13 protein-coding genes are annotated in these 17,245 nt (G+C 73.5%); 6 read left to right on the plus strand and 7 right to left on the minus strand.

The genetic code is table 11. The annotated features are described in order from the left end of the window. Positions 1-12: 12 nt before the first annotated feature. From ABD978_RS19680 to ABD978_RS19705, 6 genes are read right to left on the minus strand one after another with little or no spacing between them, the layout of a single operon-like run. Positions 13-930, minus strand: a complete 918-nt coding sequence (locus ABD978_RS19680) for a MurR/RpiR family transcriptional regulator (RefSeq protein ID WP_345356126.1) — start codon at positions 928-930, stop codon at positions 13-15. After that, complete coding sequence (locus ABD978_RS19685; protein ID WP_345356129.1) at positions 927-1,940, minus strand: ABC transporter ATP-binding protein; 1,014 nt, start codon at positions 1,938-1,940, stop codon at positions 927-929. The genes ABD978_RS19680 and ABD978_RS19685 overlap by 4 nt, the downstream gene beginning before the upstream one ends. Next, positions 1,933-2,937, minus strand: coding sequence for an ABC transporter ATP-binding protein (locus ABD978_RS19690; protein WP_345356132.1), 1,005 nt, complete (start codon positions 2,935-2,937; stop codon positions 1,933-1,935). The genes ABD978_RS19685 and ABD978_RS19690 overlap by 8 nt, the downstream gene beginning before the upstream one ends. After that, the gene (locus tag ABD978_RS19695) at positions 2,934-3,833 is read right to left on the minus strand and encodes an ABC transporter permease (protein WP_345356135.1); all 900 of its coding nucleotides are present in this window, start codon (positions 3,831-3,833) and stop codon (positions 2,934-2,936) included. The genes ABD978_RS19690 and ABD978_RS19695 overlap by 4 nt, the downstream gene beginning before the upstream one ends. Continuing rightward, positions 3,830-4,792: an ABC transporter permease gene (locus ABD978_RS19700; protein ID WP_345356138.1), complete on the minus strand. Its 963-nt coding sequence runs from the start codon at positions 4,790-4,792 to the stop codon at positions 3,830-3,832. The genes ABD978_RS19695 and ABD978_RS19700 overlap by 4 nt, the downstream gene beginning before the upstream one ends. Before the next feature lie 13 nt (positions 4,793-4,805). Further along, on the minus strand, positions 4,806-6,380 hold the full coding sequence (locus ABD978_RS19705) for an ABC transporter substrate-binding protein (RefSeq protein WP_345356141.1): 1,575 nt from the start codon (positions 6,378-6,380) through the stop codon (positions 4,806-4,808). 85 nt (positions 6,381-6,465) lie between these two features. Between ABD978_RS19705 and ABD978_RS19710 the strand changes: the two genes are divergently transcribed. The 4 genes from ABD978_RS19710 to ABD978_RS19725 all read left to right on the plus strand — a co-directional run bounded on the left by ABD978_RS19710 (position 6,466) and on the right by ABD978_RS19725 (position 11,548). Then, positions 6,466-7,593 (plus strand): serine hydrolase domain-containing protein, encoded by a 1,128-nt coding sequence (locus ABD978_RS19710; protein WP_345356144.1) that lies wholly within the window; start codon positions 6,466-6,468, stop codon positions 7,591-7,593. Further along, positions 7,584-8,753 carry an anhydro-N-acetylmuramic acid kinase gene (locus ABD978_RS19715; protein WP_345356148.1) on the plus strand — a complete coding sequence of 390 codons (1,170 nt, stop codon included), beginning with the start codon at positions 7,584-7,586 and terminating at the stop codon, positions 8,751-8,753. The genes ABD978_RS19710 and ABD978_RS19715 overlap by 10 nt, the downstream gene beginning before the upstream one ends. Continuing rightward, entirely contained in the window at positions 8,750-9,259 is a 510-nt protein-coding gene (locus ABD978_RS19720; protein ID WP_345356150.1) for a GNAT family N-acetyltransferase, read from the plus strand. Before ABD978_RS19715 ends, ABD978_RS19720 begins: the two co-directional genes overlap by 4 nt. 90 nt (positions 9,260-9,349) lie before the next feature. Further along, a complete protein-coding gene (locus ABD978_RS19725; RefSeq protein ID WP_345356152.1) occupies positions 9,350-11,548 on the plus strand; it encodes a molybdopterin oxidoreductase family protein in 2,199 nt (732 codons plus the stop codon). A 78-nt stretch (positions 11,549-11,626) separates the two neighbouring features. Here the strand turns inward: ABD978_RS19725 and ABD978_RS19730 are convergent, their stop codons facing one another. Beyond that, complete coding sequence (locus tag ABD978_RS19730) at positions 11,627-12,187, minus strand: GtrA family protein (RefSeq protein WP_345356155.1); 561 nt, start codon at positions 12,185-12,187, stop codon at positions 11,627-11,629. A gap of 220 nt (positions 12,188-12,407) precedes the next feature. Between ABD978_RS19730 and ABD978_RS19735 the strand changes: the two genes are divergently transcribed. Together ABD978_RS19735 and ABD978_RS19740 are read left to right on the plus strand one after the other, a co-directional pair. After that, positions 12,408-14,294 (plus strand): RNA ligase family protein, encoded by a 1,887-nt coding sequence (locus ABD978_RS19735; RefSeq protein ID WP_345356158.1) that lies wholly within the window; start codon positions 12,408-12,410, stop codon positions 14,292-14,294. After that, positions 14,281-16,932: a poly(A) polymerase gene (locus ABD978_RS19740; protein ID WP_345356161.1), complete on the plus strand. Its 2,652-nt coding sequence runs from the start codon at positions 14,281-14,283 to the stop codon at positions 16,930-16,932. The genes ABD978_RS19735 and ABD978_RS19740 overlap by 14 nt, the downstream gene beginning before the upstream one ends. Positions 16,933-17,245: the final 313 nt, after the last annotated feature.

Below are 17,245 nucleotides of genomic sequence, written 5' to 3' on the forward strand. Positions count from 1 at the left end.
CAGCGGGCCTCGCTACCGTGCGGTCGGGGCGTTGCCCGAAGTGGAACGGCGGGTGACGACGGCCTCCCGGGTCGCCTCGAGCGCGGCGATGGCCTGGTCGTAGCGGCGCTGGGCGACCGCGGTGAACAGCACGTCGACCACGCACAAGGCCGCGATTCGGGACGCTGTCGCTCCCGAGCGGAAGGTCGTCTCCCGATCCACCGTGGTCAATAAAACGTCCGCCGCGGCGGCGAGCGGTGAGTTCGGTACGCCGGTCAGCGCGACCGTCATGGCGCCGCGTGCGCTCGCCTCGCGGATGACATCGACGACGTCCGGGGTCGTACCGGTGTGCGACACGCCGATCGCGACATCGGCCGGACCGAGCAGCGCGGCGGCGGTCAGGGCCGCGTGGGTGTCGTGCCAGACGTACGCGATGAGCCCGATCCGGTGCAGTTTCTGCTGCAGGTCGAGTGCGACGACGGCGCTCGCCCCCACGCCGACGATGTCGACCCGGCGCGCGCCCGCGGTGAGCACGACCGCCTCGGCGAGTGCCGCCCGGTCGAGGTTACGCGCCGTGTCGGCGATCGCCTGCTGGTCGGTGAAGGTGACGGTGTCGATGATCGAGTCGAGGTCGTCGTCGCGGCTGATGTCGCTTCCGATACGGCGGTTCGCCGCCCGCTCCTGCTCGCGTCCCGACTCCGCCGCGAGGGTGATCCGGAGCTCGCGGTACCCGCGCAGCCCGAGTTCCTGGCACAGTCGCAGCACCGTGCTCTCCGACGTCTGCGCGGCCCGCGCGAGTTCGGAGATGGTCTGGGTGGCGGCGTGCGCCGGCGCGCGCAGGATGTAGGCGGCGACCCGCCGTTTCGACGGCACCAGCGTCGGCTGGAGTCCTCGCAGTCTGGTCAGGACGTCCTGCTGGTGATCCTGAGGGTGGTCGGCGGCCGCGTTCACCGGTCCGTCCCCTCAGCCGTCGCCTCGCTGCTCGTGACGTGGCAGGCCAGCCGATGCCAGCCGGATTCCGGCAGCATGAGCGGTTCGACACTGCGGCAGCGGTCCTCGACCAGCGGGCATCGCGGGTGGAAGCGGCATCCCGATGGCGGGTTCGCGGCGTCCGGGACCTCCCCGGTCACGACCAGGTCGGCCGGCGGAGCGTCGAGCCGCGGGTCGGCGATCGGCACCGCCGCCTGCAGCGCGCGCGTGTACGGGTGTCCGGGAGTGTCGGAGACGGCGTCCCACGGCCCGTACTCGACGATCTTGCCGAGGTACATCACCGCGACCTGGTCGGCGAGATGGCGCACCATGCCGAGGTCGTGAGAGATGAACACGAAGGTCAGTCCCAGCTCGGTACGCAGCCGGGCCAGCAGGTTGATGATCTCCGCGCGGACCGACACGTCCAGCGCCGACACGGGTTCGTCCAGCACGAGGACCTGCGGATCGACGGCGAGCGCGCGGGCGATGCCGATGCGTTGCCGCTGCCCGCCGGAGAGCTGGTGGGGGTACCGGTCCGCGGTCGCCGGCGACAGCCCGACCGTCTCGAGCAGTTCGCCGACCCGCGCCGTACCGGACGGCAGCCGGTGCACCGTCAGGACCTCGGCCAGCGCGGTGCCGATCCGCTGCCGCGGATCGAGGGAGGCGTACGGGTCCTGGAAGACGAGCTGGATGACGCGCCGCAGTTCCCGCAGTTCCCGCCGCTTGGCGAGGTCGATCCGGCGGCCCAGGATCTCGACGCTTCCGGAGTCCGGCCGTTCGAGCCGGGTCAGCAGCCGCGCGAGCGTCGACTTCCCGCAGCCGCTCTCCCCGACGACGCCGAGCACCTGACCGCGCTCGACGCGCACACTCACGTTGTCGAGTGCGTGGACCTCGCCGCGCCCCGGGGTCCGGTAGCGCTTGACGACGTCGCGGACCTCGATCGCGATCTCACCGGAGGAGTTCCCTCCACCGGGCGTCGGCTTGTCAGGCACGGGTGGTCACCCCCGCGGACGGTGCGCGCCATTCCCCGCGCGGCACCCAGCATGCGGCTCGGGAGCCGGCACGGTCGATCAATGGAGGTTCCTCCGTGTCGCAACGGTCCTGTCGCTCCGGGCAGCGCGGCGCGAACGGGCAGCCCGGCGGGAGCGCGGACAGCGCGATCGGGCTGCCGCCGATCTGCGGCAACGGCGCCTGGTGCGGATCTTCCGGTGTCGGCAGCGAGCGCAGGAGACCGTCGGTGTAGGGGTGGTGAGGGGTGGCGAACAACTCGCGCGTACGGGCCACTTCGGCGACCCGGCCGGCGTACACGACGGCGACCCGGTCGGCGATCCGCGCCACCACGCCGAGGTCGTGGGTGATCCAGACGACGGCGAGCCCGTACTCGTCCCGCAGCCTGGCGACAAGCTGAAGGATCTGCTGCTGGATCGTCACGTCCAGCGCCGTGGTCGGCTCGTCGGCGATGAGCACCTTGGGCCGGGGCGCGATCGCGCACGCGATCAGCACCCGCTGCCGCATGCCGCCGGAGAGCTGGTGCGGGTAGAGCCGCATCAGCGCCCGCGGCGACGGCAGGCCGACCTCGCCGAGCACGGTCACCGCCCGATCGTGGGCGGCCTCCTTCGACCAGCCGTGCGCCCGCAGCCCCTCGGTCACCTGTTTGCCGATGCGCATCATCGGGTTCAAGGACGTCATCGGGTCCTGGTAGACCATGCCGATCTCAGCGCCGCGAACGGCACGGCGCTCGGCCTCGTGCAGCGCCACCAGGTCCCGGCCCTCCAGGAGCACCTGACCGCTGGTGACGGAGGCGCCGGTCGGCAGCAGGCCGGCGATGCTCAGGGCGGTGAAGGACTTGCCCGAACCGGACTCGCCCACGACCGCCAGGGTCTCGCCGCGGTCGACTTCGAGGTCGACGCCCCGCAGGATCTCCAGCGGCCCGGACGGAGTACGGATCGCGGTGTGCAGACCGCGTACCGCCAGCATCGGTTCGCTCATGAGCGGGAGTCCCTTCGCGGATCGAGAGCGCTGCGCAGGCCGTCGCCGAGGAGATTGAGCGCGATGACCGCGACGACGATCGCGAGCGCCGGGAAGGTCAGCGTCCACCACGCGTCCGCGACGGTGTTGCGGGCCTCGGAGACCATCAGGCCGAGGCTGGGCGTCGGCGGCCGGGTTCCCAGACCGAGGAACGACAGCGCGGACTCGGTGAGGATCGCCCAGGACAGCGCCAGCGTCACCTGCACGATGATCGGCGCGCTGACGTTCGGCAGTACGTGGCGGAGAAGGATCCGCGGCAGTGGCGTGCCGAGCACCCGCTGCGCCTTGACGTACTCCGAGGCGCCGACGGCGAGCGTCGGACCCCGCGACACGCGGGCGAAGATCGGCGTGTAGACGACGGCGATCGCGATCGCGGTGTTCTGCCACCCGCTGCCCAGGGCGCTGACGACCGCGAGCGCCAGCAGGATCGCGGGGAACGCGAAGAGGATGTCGACGAAGCGGCTGACGACCTGGTCCACCCAGCCGCGGAAGAACCCGGCGCTGATGCCGAGGATCGAGCCGAGCACGGCCGCCACCGCCACCGAGACGACCGCGACCCGCAGTGACGTCCAGATCCCGACGGCGGCCCGTGCGGCGATGTCCCGGCCGAACTGGTCCGTACCGAACCAGTACCGGCCTGAGGGGCCCTGGAGCCGGGCCGCCGGGTGCTGCGCGATCGGGTCGTTCGGCAGCACCCCGAGCGCGCCGAGCACGGCGATGACGACGAGCAGCAGGATGACGGCGAGGCCGATCCGCCCGTTGCGGTCCCGCCAGACCCGGGCGAGCAGCCGGGACCGTCCGGGCGCGGCGGGGGCGGAGCCGACGGGCTCGGCCACCGTGGTGGGGAGAGAACTCATGCCGCACGCGTCCGTGGGTCGATGATCCGGTAGAGCAGGTCCACGAGCAGGTTGACGAGGACGAACAGCACCGCGATGACCAGCACCGTGCCCTGCACCACCGGGTAGTCCCGGTTGGAGATGGCGGTGAACAGCAGGCGTCCCATCCCGGGCAGCGCGAAGATCTGTTCGATGATCACGGTGCCGCCGAGCAGGTAGCCGAACTGGATGCCGGTCAGCGTGACGATCGGGATCGTGGCGTTACGCAGGATGTGCGAGTTCCGGACCCGGCCCGGCGACAGCCCCTTGCCCCGTGCGGTGCGCACGTAGTCGGCCTCGGCCATCTCGACGTACTCCGATCGGGTCGTGCGCATCACGTTGGCCGCGAACGCGACCGCGAGCACGAGCGACGGGTAGAGGACCTGGCTCATGTTCCCCCCGACGGAGCGGGTCAGCGGCACGAACGTGCCGGTGTCGGGGAAGTAGTGGAAGGCCTGAGCCAGGAACGTCACCATGGCGGTGCCGAGCACGAACTCGGGGATGGCCAGGCCGACCAGCGACGCGCCCTGGGTGAGGGAGTCGGAGGCCCGTCCCGGCCGGCTGCCGGCGAGCACGCCGAGCACCACGCCGAAGGCGGTGCCGATCAGCGCCGACAGCACGGCGAGCTCGACCGTCACCGGCAGCGCCGAGGCCACCAGGCCGGTGACGGACCGGCCGCTGGTCAGCGACAGGCCCAGGTCACCGCGCGCGACACCCGAGATCCACGTCCAGAGCTGGGAGAACCAGGACTGGTCGATCCCGTAGAAGTGCTCGAGCGAGGCACGCTGCGCGGGGGTCAGCGTGCCCGACTCGATGCCGAGGGAGGCGGTGATCGCGTTTCCCGGGATGGTGCGCAGGACGACGAAGACGACCACCGTCACCCCCAGCAGGGTGATCAGCGCGCCCAGGAGCCGGGCCCCCAGCCATCGCAGGTTCAGCATCGGCTCGCCGCTCTCAGGACGCGCTGGTCAGCGAGCTGAGCAACTCGTCCGGCCGCGGCGTGAACCCGTGGACGCCCGAGCCGACCAGGTAGTAGTCGTCCGAGCGGAACATCCAGACCCACGGGGACTCGGCCAGCAGCTCCTTCTGGAGGTTGCGGAAGGTCTCCTGCCGCTTGCCGTCGTCACTGGTGGAGTTGCCCTGGTTGAGCAGGTCGGACAGCGTCGAGGAGTCCAGGCCCGCCGGCTTGGCGAGGCTGCCGCCGGAGGTGTAGTAGCGCCCGTACATCAGGAACGGATCGTACGAGCCGCCGTTCAGCGCGACGGCGGCGTCGTAGTCCGCCGCGAGCCACGCCGACACGTACGGCCCGGTGGAGAGCTGCTTCAGCTGGAGGTTCACGCCGATCTTGGAGAGCTGCGACTGGACGTTCTGGGCCTCGGCGTTGGCGGTGGCGTACTCGCCGGTCTCGACGATGGTGGTGAGGGTGAAGCCCTTCGCGTAACCGGCCGCGGCCAGCATCGAGCGCGCCTTGGCCACGTCACCCGGCGTACAGGGCAGGCCGTCCGTCGCCGAGTAGGAGAACGCCGGGCTCGTGATGGGGCCGGTCACGGTGCCGTCGCCGTAGGCCGCCGTCTGCACCACCTGGTTGCGGTCGATGGCGCAGCTGATGGCCTGCCGCACCTGCTGGTTCTTCAGCGGGCCCTTCCGGCCGTTGAGCATCAGCACGTGGTACGCCAGGGCCGGCTGCTTGGCGAGCGCGTACTTGTCGGACTTGCCGGCCTGGCGGGCGACGCCGGGGTCGGAGAGCAGGCCGAGCTGGAACGCGCCGGCCTTCATGCCGGACAGGATCGACGACTCGTCCGGGATGACCCGGAACTCGAGTTTCTTGATCTTCGGCGAGCCGCCGTAGTACTTCGCGTTGCCGGTGAGGACCACCTGCTGGCCGGGGTTCCAGGCGTTCCAGGCGAACGCGCCCGTGCCGTTGGGCTTCTTGCCGACCGTCCCGGCGGAGATGTCCTTGGCCGACTCGATCGAGGAGTTCACCGACGCCAGCGAGTAGAGGAGCGACGCCGACGGCTTGGACAGGTGCAGCACCACCGTGGCGGCGTCCGGGGCGTCCACCTTCTCGATGGCGGTCAGGTTCGAGCGGGCGACCGCGCCGGTGCTCTGGTTCAGGATCCGCTCGATCGACGCCTTGACGTCGCCGGAGGTGAACGGCGAGCCGTCCTGCCAGGTCACGCCCGTGCGAAGGGTGAAGGTGACGGTCCGCCCGTCGGGCGAGATCTTCCACTGGGTCGCCAGGTCCGGCTGGATCTGACCGGTGGGGCTGGTCGCGACCAACCTGGAGTAGACGAGGCCCAGGGTCTGCTGCGTCTGGAACGCCGTCGCCAGGTGCGGGTCGAGCTTGTCGATGTCGCCCGTTCGCGCGACGACGAACGTCGAGGCGCCCGATGAGGACGAGGAGTTCTGCGAACCGCTGGGCGAGCAGGCGGCCAGTGCCGCGACGGCGGTCGCGGCGGCGGCGGTGACGGCGACGGAGGTGATCCAGTTCCGGATACCGCCACGACCGGGAGAGTTGGGGGGTGTCATACGAGCTCCTCCGAGCAACGGGTTGCCGCAGAGGTTAACGGTTGACCTTGATGACAGACAATAGGTGAACCATTAACCTGTGCCCGTGTCCGAAATCACCCACCTCACCGCGGACCCGCTGGTCACCGCCGTCACCGACCTGCTGAGCGAGTCTTCCGACGAGGGCGCCGCGCCGCCCGGGGCGCTCGTCGCCGTCGCCGAAGACGGCCGGATCCGCTACGCCGCCGGCGGTGTCGCACGGCGCGACGCGACCGGCCCGCCGGTCGAGATGGGCTGGGACACGAGGACCGACGCCGGGTCGGTCAGCAAGATCGTCGGCACGACGGCCGCGCTGATGGCGCTGGTGGACGCCGGCGAGATCACCTTGGACGCGCCGGTCGCGCGTCACCTCCCGGGACTCGACCGGCACGGCACCGTCCGCGACCTGCTCGAACACCGGGCCGGCCTGTGGGAATGGTGGCCGCTGTACCTGAAGGGCGCCCGCGGCGACGACGCCGTCTCACTCGCCGCCGGCCTGCCGCTCCGCTACCGGCCGGGCGAGGGGCGGCACTACTCGGACCTCGGGTTCATCCTGCTCGGCGCGCTGGTCGCGCGCGTCGGCGGCGACCTCGCGGCGACCGTGGACGACCTGGTGTTGCGACCTTTCGGGCTGACCGAAACGCGCTACGCCACGCCCGCGCCCGGCGGACCGGTGGCCGCGAGCTCGACCGGCGACACGATCGAACAAGGCATGATCACCTCCGGCGTCCCGTACCCGGTCGACGGCGCCGTCACCGACTTCGCCGGCTGGCGTGACCATGTGCTGGTCGGGGAGGTGAACGACGGCAACGCCTTCCACGCGTTCGGCGGAGTCGCCGGGCACGCCGGGCTGTTCACGACGGCCGCCGACCTCCTGCGGTTCGCGACGGGCCTGCTGAGCGGGCTGGACGGTGACGGGCCGATCCGGCGTGACACGGTCGCCGGGTTCCTCACCGCCGGCGCCGACCCTCACCAGGCGCTGGGATTCCGGGTCTGGGACCTTCCGTCGAGTCCCGCCTTCGGGCACACCGGCTTTCCCGGAGTCGCGTTCGCGGTCCTGCCCGAGCGCCGGGCCGCCGTCGCGATGATCACCAACCGGCTGCACGCGAGCGGCCCGCCCCGAGCGACCGAACCGATGTGGCTGCGGGTGCTCGCCGCCGCCGAGGCCCACCTGAGGAGGCCCCAATGGACCTGACCGTCATCGGCATGATGTGTGGCACGTCCTATGACGCGATCGACGCCGCCGCCGCCGACTTCTCGCTGACCGGTGAGGAGATCGTCTGCCGTCCGCGCGGGCTGTACAGCGAACCCGTTCCGGACGGGCTTCGTGCCCGGATCGCGGCCGCCCTGCCACCGCACCCCACCACCATGGAAGAGGTGTGCCGGCTCGACACCGAGCTGGGCCGGCTGTTCGGCTCGGTCGCGACGACGGCCAACGAACGCCTCACCGGCGGTGGCGCCGACCTGATCGTCTCCCACGGGCAGACCGTCTTCCACTGGGTCGAGGGCACGCACGCGCTCGGCACGCTGCAACTGGGGGCCGCCGCCTGGATCGCCGAGGCGACCGGCGTGACCACCGTCTCCGACCTGCGTACCCGCGACCTGACGCGGGGCGGCCACGGCGCGCCGCTCGCCTCGACGCTGGACGCGCTGCTCGTGCTGTCGGACGAGGTACGGCGCGGCTCCCTCAACCTCGGCGGCATCGCCAACATCACCGTGCGCGACGCGGACGGAGACGTGATCGCGTACGACCTCGGCCCCGCGAACGCGCTGATGGACAGCGCCGTCACCGACGCCACGGCGGGTGCCGAGCGAATGGACGCCGGGGGCGCGCGGGCGGCACGGGGAACGGTGCACGCGGAGCTCCTCGACCGGCTGCTCGCCGAGCCGTACTACCGCGCCGAACCGCCCAAGTCGACCGGCAAGGAGCTCTTCCACGCCGACTACGTCCGTGACGCGGTCGGCGGGCTCGACATCGGAACCGACGACCTGCTCGCGACGCTCACGGAACTGACCGCACGACTCGTGGCCGACGCCTGCCGGACGTACGCGCTCGCCGAACTCGTCGTCGCGGGCGGTGGGGTGCGCAACCCGACCCTGATGCGGCGGATCACCGAGCTCTCGGCGCCGGCGCGCGTTCGGCCGATCGAGGACTTCGGCCTGTCGGCGCAGGCGAAGGAGGCGTACCTGTTCGGCCTGCTGGGCTACCTCTCCGTGCACGGGCTCGAGGGCACCATCGCGTCCGCGACCGGCGCGCGTACCGGCTCGATCCTGGGATCCCTGACACCGGGCGCGACGCCACTGCGGCTGCCGGAGCCCGCGACCGTGCGGCCGCGCCGGATGTGCGTCAAATGATCTCCTATCGGCGGGCGGTCACCGGCGACCTGTCCGGGATGGCCGAGGTGTTCGTGGCAGCGTGGCGGGCCGGGTACCGGGGCGTCGTGCCGGACGAGGTGATCGACGCCCTCGACGCCGGCACCGTCGCGACCGACCTGGCCACGGGGCTCAGCGCCTCAGGTCTGACGACCGTGCTCGCCGTCGACGCCGGCGGGCGGCCGGTGGGATTCGCCCGCTACGGCGACGACGCCGATCACCCCGGCGGGGGTTATCTGGCCGCCCTCTACGTCCATCCGGCCGCCTCGGGGGCGGGCGTGGGGCGCGGCCTGCTCGAGCACGCGATCGACGCGATGCCCGGCGTGGACGTCCGGCTGTGGGTGTTCGAGGACAACGACCGGGCGCGCACGCTCTACGAACGCGCCGGATTCCGTCCCGAGGGCGCGCGGCTGGTCGATCCGCGCTGGCGGGCGCCACAGGTGAGGTATCTCCGCCCGGCCCGGCCGGGCGCCGCCGTGCGCCGGTAGCCCGCCACCACGATCGGCGATCACGGGTTCCCTTACCGGACCCGCGGCCCTATCGTTTCGTGAAACAACTCAGTGCTGCCGGAGGCGTCGATGGCCGAGACGACCGCGTACCGGATCTGTCCCCTGTGCGAGGCCACCTGCGGCCTCGAGCTGACGATCGCGGACGGCCGGGTCACCGGCGCCCGCGGCGACCGCGCCGACGTCTTCAGCCACGGCTTCGTCTGCCCCAAGGGCGCGACCATCGGCGAGCTCGAGGACGACCCCGACCGGCTGCGCTCCCCCATGGTCCGCGACGGCGACGACTGGCGCGAGGTGGGCTGGGAGGAGGCGTTCGCGGCGGTACGCCGCGGCCTCGGCGAGGTCACCGGACGCCACGGCCGGCAGGCGCTCGCCCTCTACCTCGGCAACCCGAACGTCCACACCCTGGCGGGAGGCCTGTACGCCGGCCCGCTCGCCCGCGCGCTGGGCAGCACGAACCTCTACACCGCCAGCACGGTCGACCAGATGCCCAAGCACGTCTCCAGCGGCCTGCTGTTCGGCGACCCCCTGGCCATCCCGGTGCCGGACCTGGACCGCACCTCGTACCTGCTGGTCCTCGGCGCCAATCCGCTGGAGTCCAACGGCAGCCTGTGCACCGCCGCGGACTTCCCCGGAAAGCTGAAGGCGCTGCGCCGGCGCGGCGGCACCCTCGTCGTCGTCGACCCGCGCCGCACCCGGACCGCGCGCCTCGCCGACCGGCACCTGCCGATCCGGCCGGGCGCCGACGCGTACCTGCTCTTCGGCGTCGTGCGCACCCTGTTCACCGAGGGCCTGGTCGCCGACACCCCCGGGGTCGACGGCGTCGCGGACGTGGAACGGCTGAGCCGCGACTTCGCCCCCGAGGACGTCGCGGACGTCTGCGGGATCCCGGCCGAGGAGATCCGGCGGATCGCCCGCGAACTGGCCGCCGCCCCGAGCGCCGCCGTGTACGCCCGCATCGGCACCTGCACCGCCGAGTTCGGCACGCTCACCAACTGGCTGGTCGACGTCGTCAACGTCCTGACCGGCAACCTGGACCGGCCCGGTGGCGCGATGTTCCCCCTCGCCCCGCACCGCCGCCCCGGCATGGGCAGCGGGCGCGGGTTCCGGACCGGCCGCTGGCACAGCCGCGTCCGCGGCCTCCCCGAGGTACGCGGCGAGCTGCCCGCCACCACCCTGGCCGACGAGATCCACACGCCCGGCGAGGGGCGGGTGCGCGCCCTGATCACGGTGGCCGGCAACCCGGTGCTGTCCCTGCCCGGCGGCGAGCGCCTCGGCGACGCGCTCGACGACCTGGAGTTCATGGTCAGCGTCGACCCGTACCTGAACGAGACGACGCGGCACGCGCACGTGATCCTGCCGCCGCCCCCGCCGAGCCGGTCACCGCACTACGACCTGGCGTTCGGGGACCTCGCGGTGCGCAACACCGCGCGGTACTCCCCGCCCGCGGTCCCGCTCCGGGACGGCGAGCTCGAGGAGTGCGCGATCCTGTCCCGCCTCATCGGCATCGTGTCCGGACAGGACACCGACGTCGACGAGTCGGTCATCGCCCACCTGCTCGGCAAGGCGATCGCCGACCCGTCCTCGCCCGTTCACGGCCGGGATCCGGCGGAGCTGCTGCCGCGGCTGACCGGCGAGACCCCGGCGCTGCGCCGCCTCGACCTCATGCTGCGCCTCGGCGCGTACGGCGACGGGTTCGGCGCGGTGCCGGACGGCCTGTCCCTGCGCGCGCTGCGGAACGCGCCGCACGGCGTCGACCTCGGCCCGCTGCGGCCCCGGCTGCCCGAGGTGCTGCGGACGCCGTCCGGCCGGATCGAGCTGTGCCCGCCGCCGCTCGCCGAGGACGCCGTACGGCTCCGCGACGGCCTCGCCCGGCGGCGTACCGGCCTGGTCCTCATCGGCCGCCGCCACCTACGGTCCAACAACAGCTGGCTGCACAACGTGCCGGGCCTGGTCCGGGGCTCGAACCGCTGCACGCTGCAGGTCCACCCCGAGGACGCCGGCCGCCTCGGGCTGACGGACGCGGGAACGGCGAAGGTGACGGGCGCCGGCGGCACGATCGAGGCGGAGGTGGAGGTCACCGCCGAGATCATGCCCGGCGTCGTCAGCCTCCCCCACGGCTGGGGTCACGGCCGACCCGGCACGCGGATGGCCGTCGCCGCCGCGCACCCCGGCGTCAACGCCAACGCCCTCACCGACCCGCTCGCCCTCGACCCGCTGTCCGGCAACGCCGTGCTCAACGGAGTGCCGGTGGAGGTCCAGCCCGCCTGACGAGGCGCGGACCAGGGTGCGCCCCGCCGGACGAGGCGCCGGACGGGGTCGCCCCCGCCCGATGGCCGGGCGCGCGGCTCAGGCGACGAGCTCGGACTCCTCGTCCGCGCGGGCCGCGACCGGCCCGACGCCCGCCGAGGAGGCGGAGCCGGCCGTCTTCTCGTGCGGGAAGACCCACTTCTTCATCGCCCACCAGCGGAAGACCATGCCGAGCAGCGTTCCGATGATCATGCCGCTGAGGAAGTCGGAGATCTCCTGGCCGACGTGGCTGACGTTCGGGTACTGCAGGTTGAACGCGTAACGCGCCAGGTAGAGCGGGATGTCGTTGACAATGATGCCCAGGCCGCTCACGACGAAGAACAGCACCGCCTCGACGTGCCGCCTGCGGCCGCCGCGGGCCCGGAACGACCAGCCGCTGTTCATCAGGTACGACGCGATCGTCGCGACGATGATCGCGATGGTGAGCGCCGTCACCGGCTTGGTCCGCATGACCGTCAGCTTGAGCCCGTAGTTCACCCCGGCGGTCAGCAGGAAGCAGACACCGCCGGTGAAGGCGAACTTCACCAGCTCACGGTGCTTGACCAGCAGCGGGCGAAGTGGCGCGGGGACGCGGGAGAGCGTGATCCGGGTGAGCGACACCCGGGCAGTCTACGGGCCGGAGGACACTGGAGGGGCCCGACCCCGACATGTCCGATGGGTCACGCGGTATCCCCCATCCGGCCCGCGCGTTGTCATCGACCAGCTCACCGGACGCCGCCGACGAGCGCGCGGATCGCCACTAATTCGATGGATTCGCCGACCCGCCTCCCCTAGGGTCGTCGCGGCCCCGAGGTCGTCAGGTCGCCGGTAGGAGTGGATCATGCGAGTGCACTATCCCCGCACTCCCCACCTGCCCTGGTCTCCGGGAGTCGGGGCGGACGACGTGCGCGCCGCCGGCCTGTCCGGGCTCGCCGGCCGGGAGGTCGTGGTCACCGAGAAGCTCGACGGGGAGAACACGACGATGTACCCCGACGGGCTGCACGCCCGCTCGCTGGACAGCGCGCATCACCCGTCCCGCGCCTGGATCAAGGCGCTGCACGGCCGGATCGCGCGCCGGATCCCGGTGGGCGTGCGGGTCTGCGGGGAGAACCTCTACGCCCGCCACTCGATCGCCTACCAGGACCTGGAGAGCTGGTTCTACCTCTTCTCCGTGTGGGACGGCGACCACTGCCTGGACTGGGACCGCACCGTGCGCTTCGCCCGGCGGCTGGGCGTACCCGTACCGGCCGTGCTGTGGCGCGGCGTCTTCGACGAGCGCCGCCTGCGGGCGCTCCGCCTCGACACGCGGCGGCAGGAGGGCTACGTCGTACGGACCGTCGACGGCTTCCCCCGCGACGAGTTCGGCCACCGGGTCGCCAAGTGGGTACGGCCGGCGCACGTACGCACGGACGAGCACTGGATGCTCGGCCCCGTCGTCGAGAACGGCCTGAGCCCGGCCGCCGCGCTGTGGCAGGCGCGGTCCGGCGCGCTCCCCGGCGCGGCGGCCCTCCTCGACGCGGTGGGGATGACCATCGCCGACCTGACCGCCCCCGATACGTCCGCCCCCGATACGTCCGCGCCCGATGCCTCCGCCGCGTCGGCGGACGCCGCCGGAACGAGCCGGCGTACCGAGACGGCCGTCGAGCGCGCCGAGGCGATCGTCGCCGAGGTCTCCGCCCGCCTCGACCTGCTGGGGCGCTCCGGCGACGAACGGCTGACGGGCCTGCTGGCGGCCCTTCTTCACGGCGCCGGCCGGGTCCGGCTGATGCCCCGGCTGGTGGCGCCTCTCGGCGTGCCGCAGGCCCGCCGGGTCGCGGACCTGGTCGGCCTGCACCCCGGTCTGCACCGTCCCTTCCCGGACGAGGCGCGGCGCGTCGGTCTCACCCGGCTCGCGGCCATGGCCGACGTCGGTGTACTGCACGCCGTCGCCGCCGCGGTCCTGACCGGGCGCGACGACGCCGAGGCCGCCGAGGCCCGCGAGCAGGTCGGCTGGTCCGAACTGCACGCCGACGAGGCCGGGCTCCTCACCGAGTCGCCGCTGGAACCACTGCGGGCCGGTCTGCGCCAGGCCCTCGCCGACGTCGCGGGGACGGGCGCCGGCCGGGACGTCGCGGACCGCTGCTGGGCGGAGGCACGGGAGGCGTACGCGCTCGGCCGGATCGCCACGCCGGAGGAGGCCGTGACGCTCACCTGGCGATGGCGGTCGGGTGACTTTCCCCGGCTCGTCGTCATGACAGGGCCCGCGGGCAGCGGGAAGAGCACCTTCGCGCGCGCCCTTCCCGGCGTCGACGCGGTGGTCTCCCTCGACGACCTGCGCGAGGCCCGTGGCTCGCGCGCGGACCAGCGGGCCAACCCGCAGGTCCTCCGGGACGGTCTGCACCGGCTCGGCGCGCTCCTGGCGGACGGCGCGACCGTCGTCTGGGACGCCACCGCGCTGAACCGTCACCAGCGTTCGCTGGTGCGCGCCGTGGCCGACCGGTACGACGCGCTGACCACTCACGCGGTCCTGCTCGTCCCCGGCGACCTGCTGGCCCGGCGCAACGCGGAGCGCGCGAATCCGGTTCCGCCGGCCGTGCTCTCCGCGCAGCTCCGCCGCTTCTCTCCGCCCTATCCGGGTGAGGCGCACCGCACGTGGTACGCCGGCCCGGACGGACAGGTGGGCGACGTCGCCGGGGCCATCGACGACGAGATCCCGGCGGACACGAGGAGCGGCCATGCGGACCAGTGAGGAGATCTACCACCGGATCCGCTGGGATCCGCGGTTCGACGCCGCGCGGTTCCTGCTGGGGATCAATGTCCGAGGGGCTCCGCCCAAGCGTGTTCCGCTGCCCGCGTTCGTCCCCGGCGGCGACATCCCGTGGCACCGGATCCTGTTCGTCGAGGCCGACGGCGAGGTCGTCTGGGACCGCCGGTCGGGCGTGGACCGCGTCGACTCGTCACCGGCGGGGCGGGTGCGGGAGGCCCGCGGGCTCCGGGCTCCGTTCTTCACCGCCAGGACGCCGGTGGCGTGGGATCCCGGCGCGGGCTGGCGTCCCACCGAGCCACCCGCCCCCGTCGCCGGCCGGGGAGCGTCGGCGCGACCGGCGGCGGCCGCGAGCGGCCCCACAGCCTCCGCCGGTCCCGCGGCCGCCGTGGGTCCCGCAGCCGATGTGGGTCCCGCAGCCGCCGCCGGTCGCGCAGCCGGTGGGTCCGCGCCGGCCCGTCTCCGGGTGTTGACGTGGAACACCCTGTGGGACCGCTACGACGCCGACCGCATCGAGACCGCCCGCCGAAGGCCGCTGCTGCTGGCGGCCCTCGAGCGGGCCGACGCGGACGTCATCGCGCTGCAGGAGGCCGAGGCCCCGCTGCTCGACCTGCTGCTTCGTGCCCCGTGGGTGCGCGCCGGCTACACGCTGAGCACCGACCCGTCGGGGCCCGACGTCGACGAGATCGGGCTCCTCCTGCTCAGTCGCCTGCCCGTGCGCGAGGCGGGCCTGCACGTCCTCGGCCCGCACAAGGGGGTCGCGGCCGTCACCGTGGAGTCCGCCGTGGGCCCGGTCGTCGTGGCCGCGACCCATCTGACCAGCGACCACACCGAGAACGGCGCCGCCCGGCGGGAGGCCGAGCTGACGCGGCTCGCCGAACTGCCGGCGCATGTGGAGGGGGAGGTCGTCCTCCTCGGCGACTTCAACGACGGCGACGGCGGGCTGGCCGGCGTGCTCGGGGTGCGGGACGCCTGGACCGAGGTGCACGGCCCCGGCGATCAGACCGCGACCTTCGACCCGGTGGCCAATCCGCTGGCCGCCGTGTCGTCGCTGTCCGGCCGCGCGTCCCGGCTCGACCGGGTCTTCCTGGGCGGCTCCACCCTCCGCGCCACCGCCGCGCGCCTCACCGGTGACTCTCCGATGACTCCGGACGGCCTGTTCGCGTCCGACCACTACGGCGTGGCCGTCGACATCTCCGCCGGTGTTCCGGGTGAGCCGGCGACGGAGTCCGGGCGGCGCGCCGAGGAGAAGGGCACGACGGCGCGGCGTGCCAACGCCGACGAGGCGAGGGCCCAGACGGCGCGCCGTACCCAGGAGGACGCCGCGACAGCGCGGACTCCGCGGCGCGCCAACGCCGACGAGACGAGAGCCCGGACGGCGCGCCATGCCCAGGAGGACGCCGCGACGGCGCGGGCGGTCGTCGAGCGGCTCCGCGCGTGCCTGGTGGAGGGGGTCGTCGAGGTCGTCGGGTCCCGGCGCATGGAGTGCGCACCGGCCGGCGCGGACCTGGACGTGGTGGCGGCGCTGCCGGGAACCCCCGATCCGGCGGAGGTGCGGGCGAGGGTGACGGCGGCGCTGCCGGACGCGGCGGGCGTACGCCAGGTGACCGGCGCGCGGGTGCCCGGCCTCCGGTTTCGGAACTCGGGGCTCGCCGTCGATCTCATGGTGGTCGCCACGGGGGACATCGCGCCGGCCGAGGCCGTGGCGCGCCGTACGGAGCTGGGCGAGGCGCCCGCGATCGCGCTGAGCGCCGTCAGCGACGCCGACGCCGTCCTGGCCGCGGTCGACGGCTGCCGCGACCGGTTCGCCCGCCTCGCCCGGCAGGTCAAGGAATGGGCGGGGGCACGCGGCCTGGACTCGGCCCCGTTCGGCGGCCTGCCCGGCCTCGCCTGGGCGATCCTGGCGGCGCGTGCGGTGCACGAGGCCAGGGATCGGCCAGCCGGCGACCTGCTCCGCCACTTCTTCGGCACGTGGGCCGCCTGGGACTGGCGGCGGCCGGTCGTGCTCCGGCCGGAGGGCTCCACGTCCGGCGTCTCCGCACCGGCGCGTTCCATCTCCGGCGTCTCCACACCGGAGCGCCCCGCACCGGAGCTCTCCGTCTCCGGCGGCGCCGCGCTCGATCCGGCGGCACCGGCGCCGGCCGTACGCATCATTACCCCGACCGCCCCGGTCCGGTCCTGCTCCGACCAGGTCGGGCCCGGCGTACGGGACCTCCTCACGCAGGAGCTCTACCGCGCGTGGGAGGTCCTGGAGGAGACCGGGACCGGACGCGACCCTGTGGCCGGTCTCCTGTCGCCCCCGCCGATGCACCGGCGGCACGCCGCGTGGGCCGTCATCACGGTGCGGGAGACGCCGGTGGAGGAGTTCGGCATGACCCTCGGCCGGGCCCGCGGCCGGATTCGGGCCCTGCTGTCCGGGCTGGAGGAGGCCGGGATCGCGGACGCGCACGCCTGGCCCCGTCCGTTCGAGACGGGACCGGCGGCGACGCGCTTCGCGGTGGGGCTGGGCCGCACGCCGCCGGACGCCGTCCGGCTCGCCGCGATCGCCGCGCCCTGGGCCTCGACGCTGCGCGGCGTCACCGTCGCGTGGGCACCCTGCGGTGCGGTGCCGCCGCTGCGCTGACCCACCCGCGCGCTCGGGGACGGCCCTCCTCGATCGCGGTCGCGCCCCGTGCCGTTCGGCGGATTCGCCGATCCGCCCGTCACGGGCGGCGGTCCGGAGTCCCGGCGGGATCCGCGGTGACCCGCCCGGCCGGCACGCTGGTCGGGAGGCGGCCGGCCGGATCCGCTGGACGCGAGACTTCTGGTGCACCGATCAGGAGCGGCCGACCCGGGTCCGCCGGACGCGGGACGTCCGGCGCGCCGGCTAGGTGTGCTGTCCGGTGGATCACGTGCTGGTCGATCCGTGACGGCGAGGGATGCGTGCGGCGCCGGCC

Source organism: Actinoallomurus liliacearum (assembly GCF_039542035.1).
GTDB lineage: Bacteria > Actinomycetota > Actinomycetes > Streptosporangiales > Streptosporangiaceae > Actinoallomurus > Actinoallomurus liliacearum.

Coding starts and splice junctions, on each gene's coding strand:
- ABD978_RS19690 (WP_345356132.1), bottom strand. CDS start 2,937: ATGAGCGAACCGATGCTGGCGGTACGCGGTCTGCACACCGCGATCCGT.
- ABD978_RS19695 (WP_345356135.1), bottom strand. CDS start 3,833: ATGAGTTCTCTCCCCACCACGGTGGCCGAGCCCGTCGGCTCCGCCCCC.
- ABD978_RS19700 (WP_345356138.1), bottom strand. CDS start 4,792: ATGCTGAACCTGCGATGGCTGGGGGCCCGGCTCCTGGGCGCGCTGATC.
- ABD978_RS19705 (WP_345356141.1), bottom strand. CDS start 6,380: ATGACACCCCCCAACTCTCCCGGTCGTGGCGGTATCCGGAACTGGATC.
- ABD978_RS19715 (WP_345356148.1), top strand. CDS start 7,584: ATGGACCTGACCGTCATCGGCATGATGTGTGGCACGTCCTATGACGCG.
- ABD978_RS19720 (WP_345356150.1), top strand. CDS start 8,750: ATGATCTCCTATCGGCGGGCGGTCACCGGCGACCTGTCCGGGATGGCC.
- ABD978_RS19725 (WP_345356152.1), top strand. CDS start 9,350: ATGGCCGAGACGACCGCGTACCGGATCTGTCCCCTGTGCGAGGCCACC.
- ABD978_RS19735 (WP_345356158.1), top strand. CDS start 12,408: ATGCGAGTGCACTATCCCCGCACTCCCCACCTGCCCTGGTCTCCGGGA.
- ABD978_RS19740 (WP_345356161.1), top strand. CDS start 14,281: ATGCGGACCAGTGAGGAGATCTACCACCGGATCCGCTGGGATCCGCGG.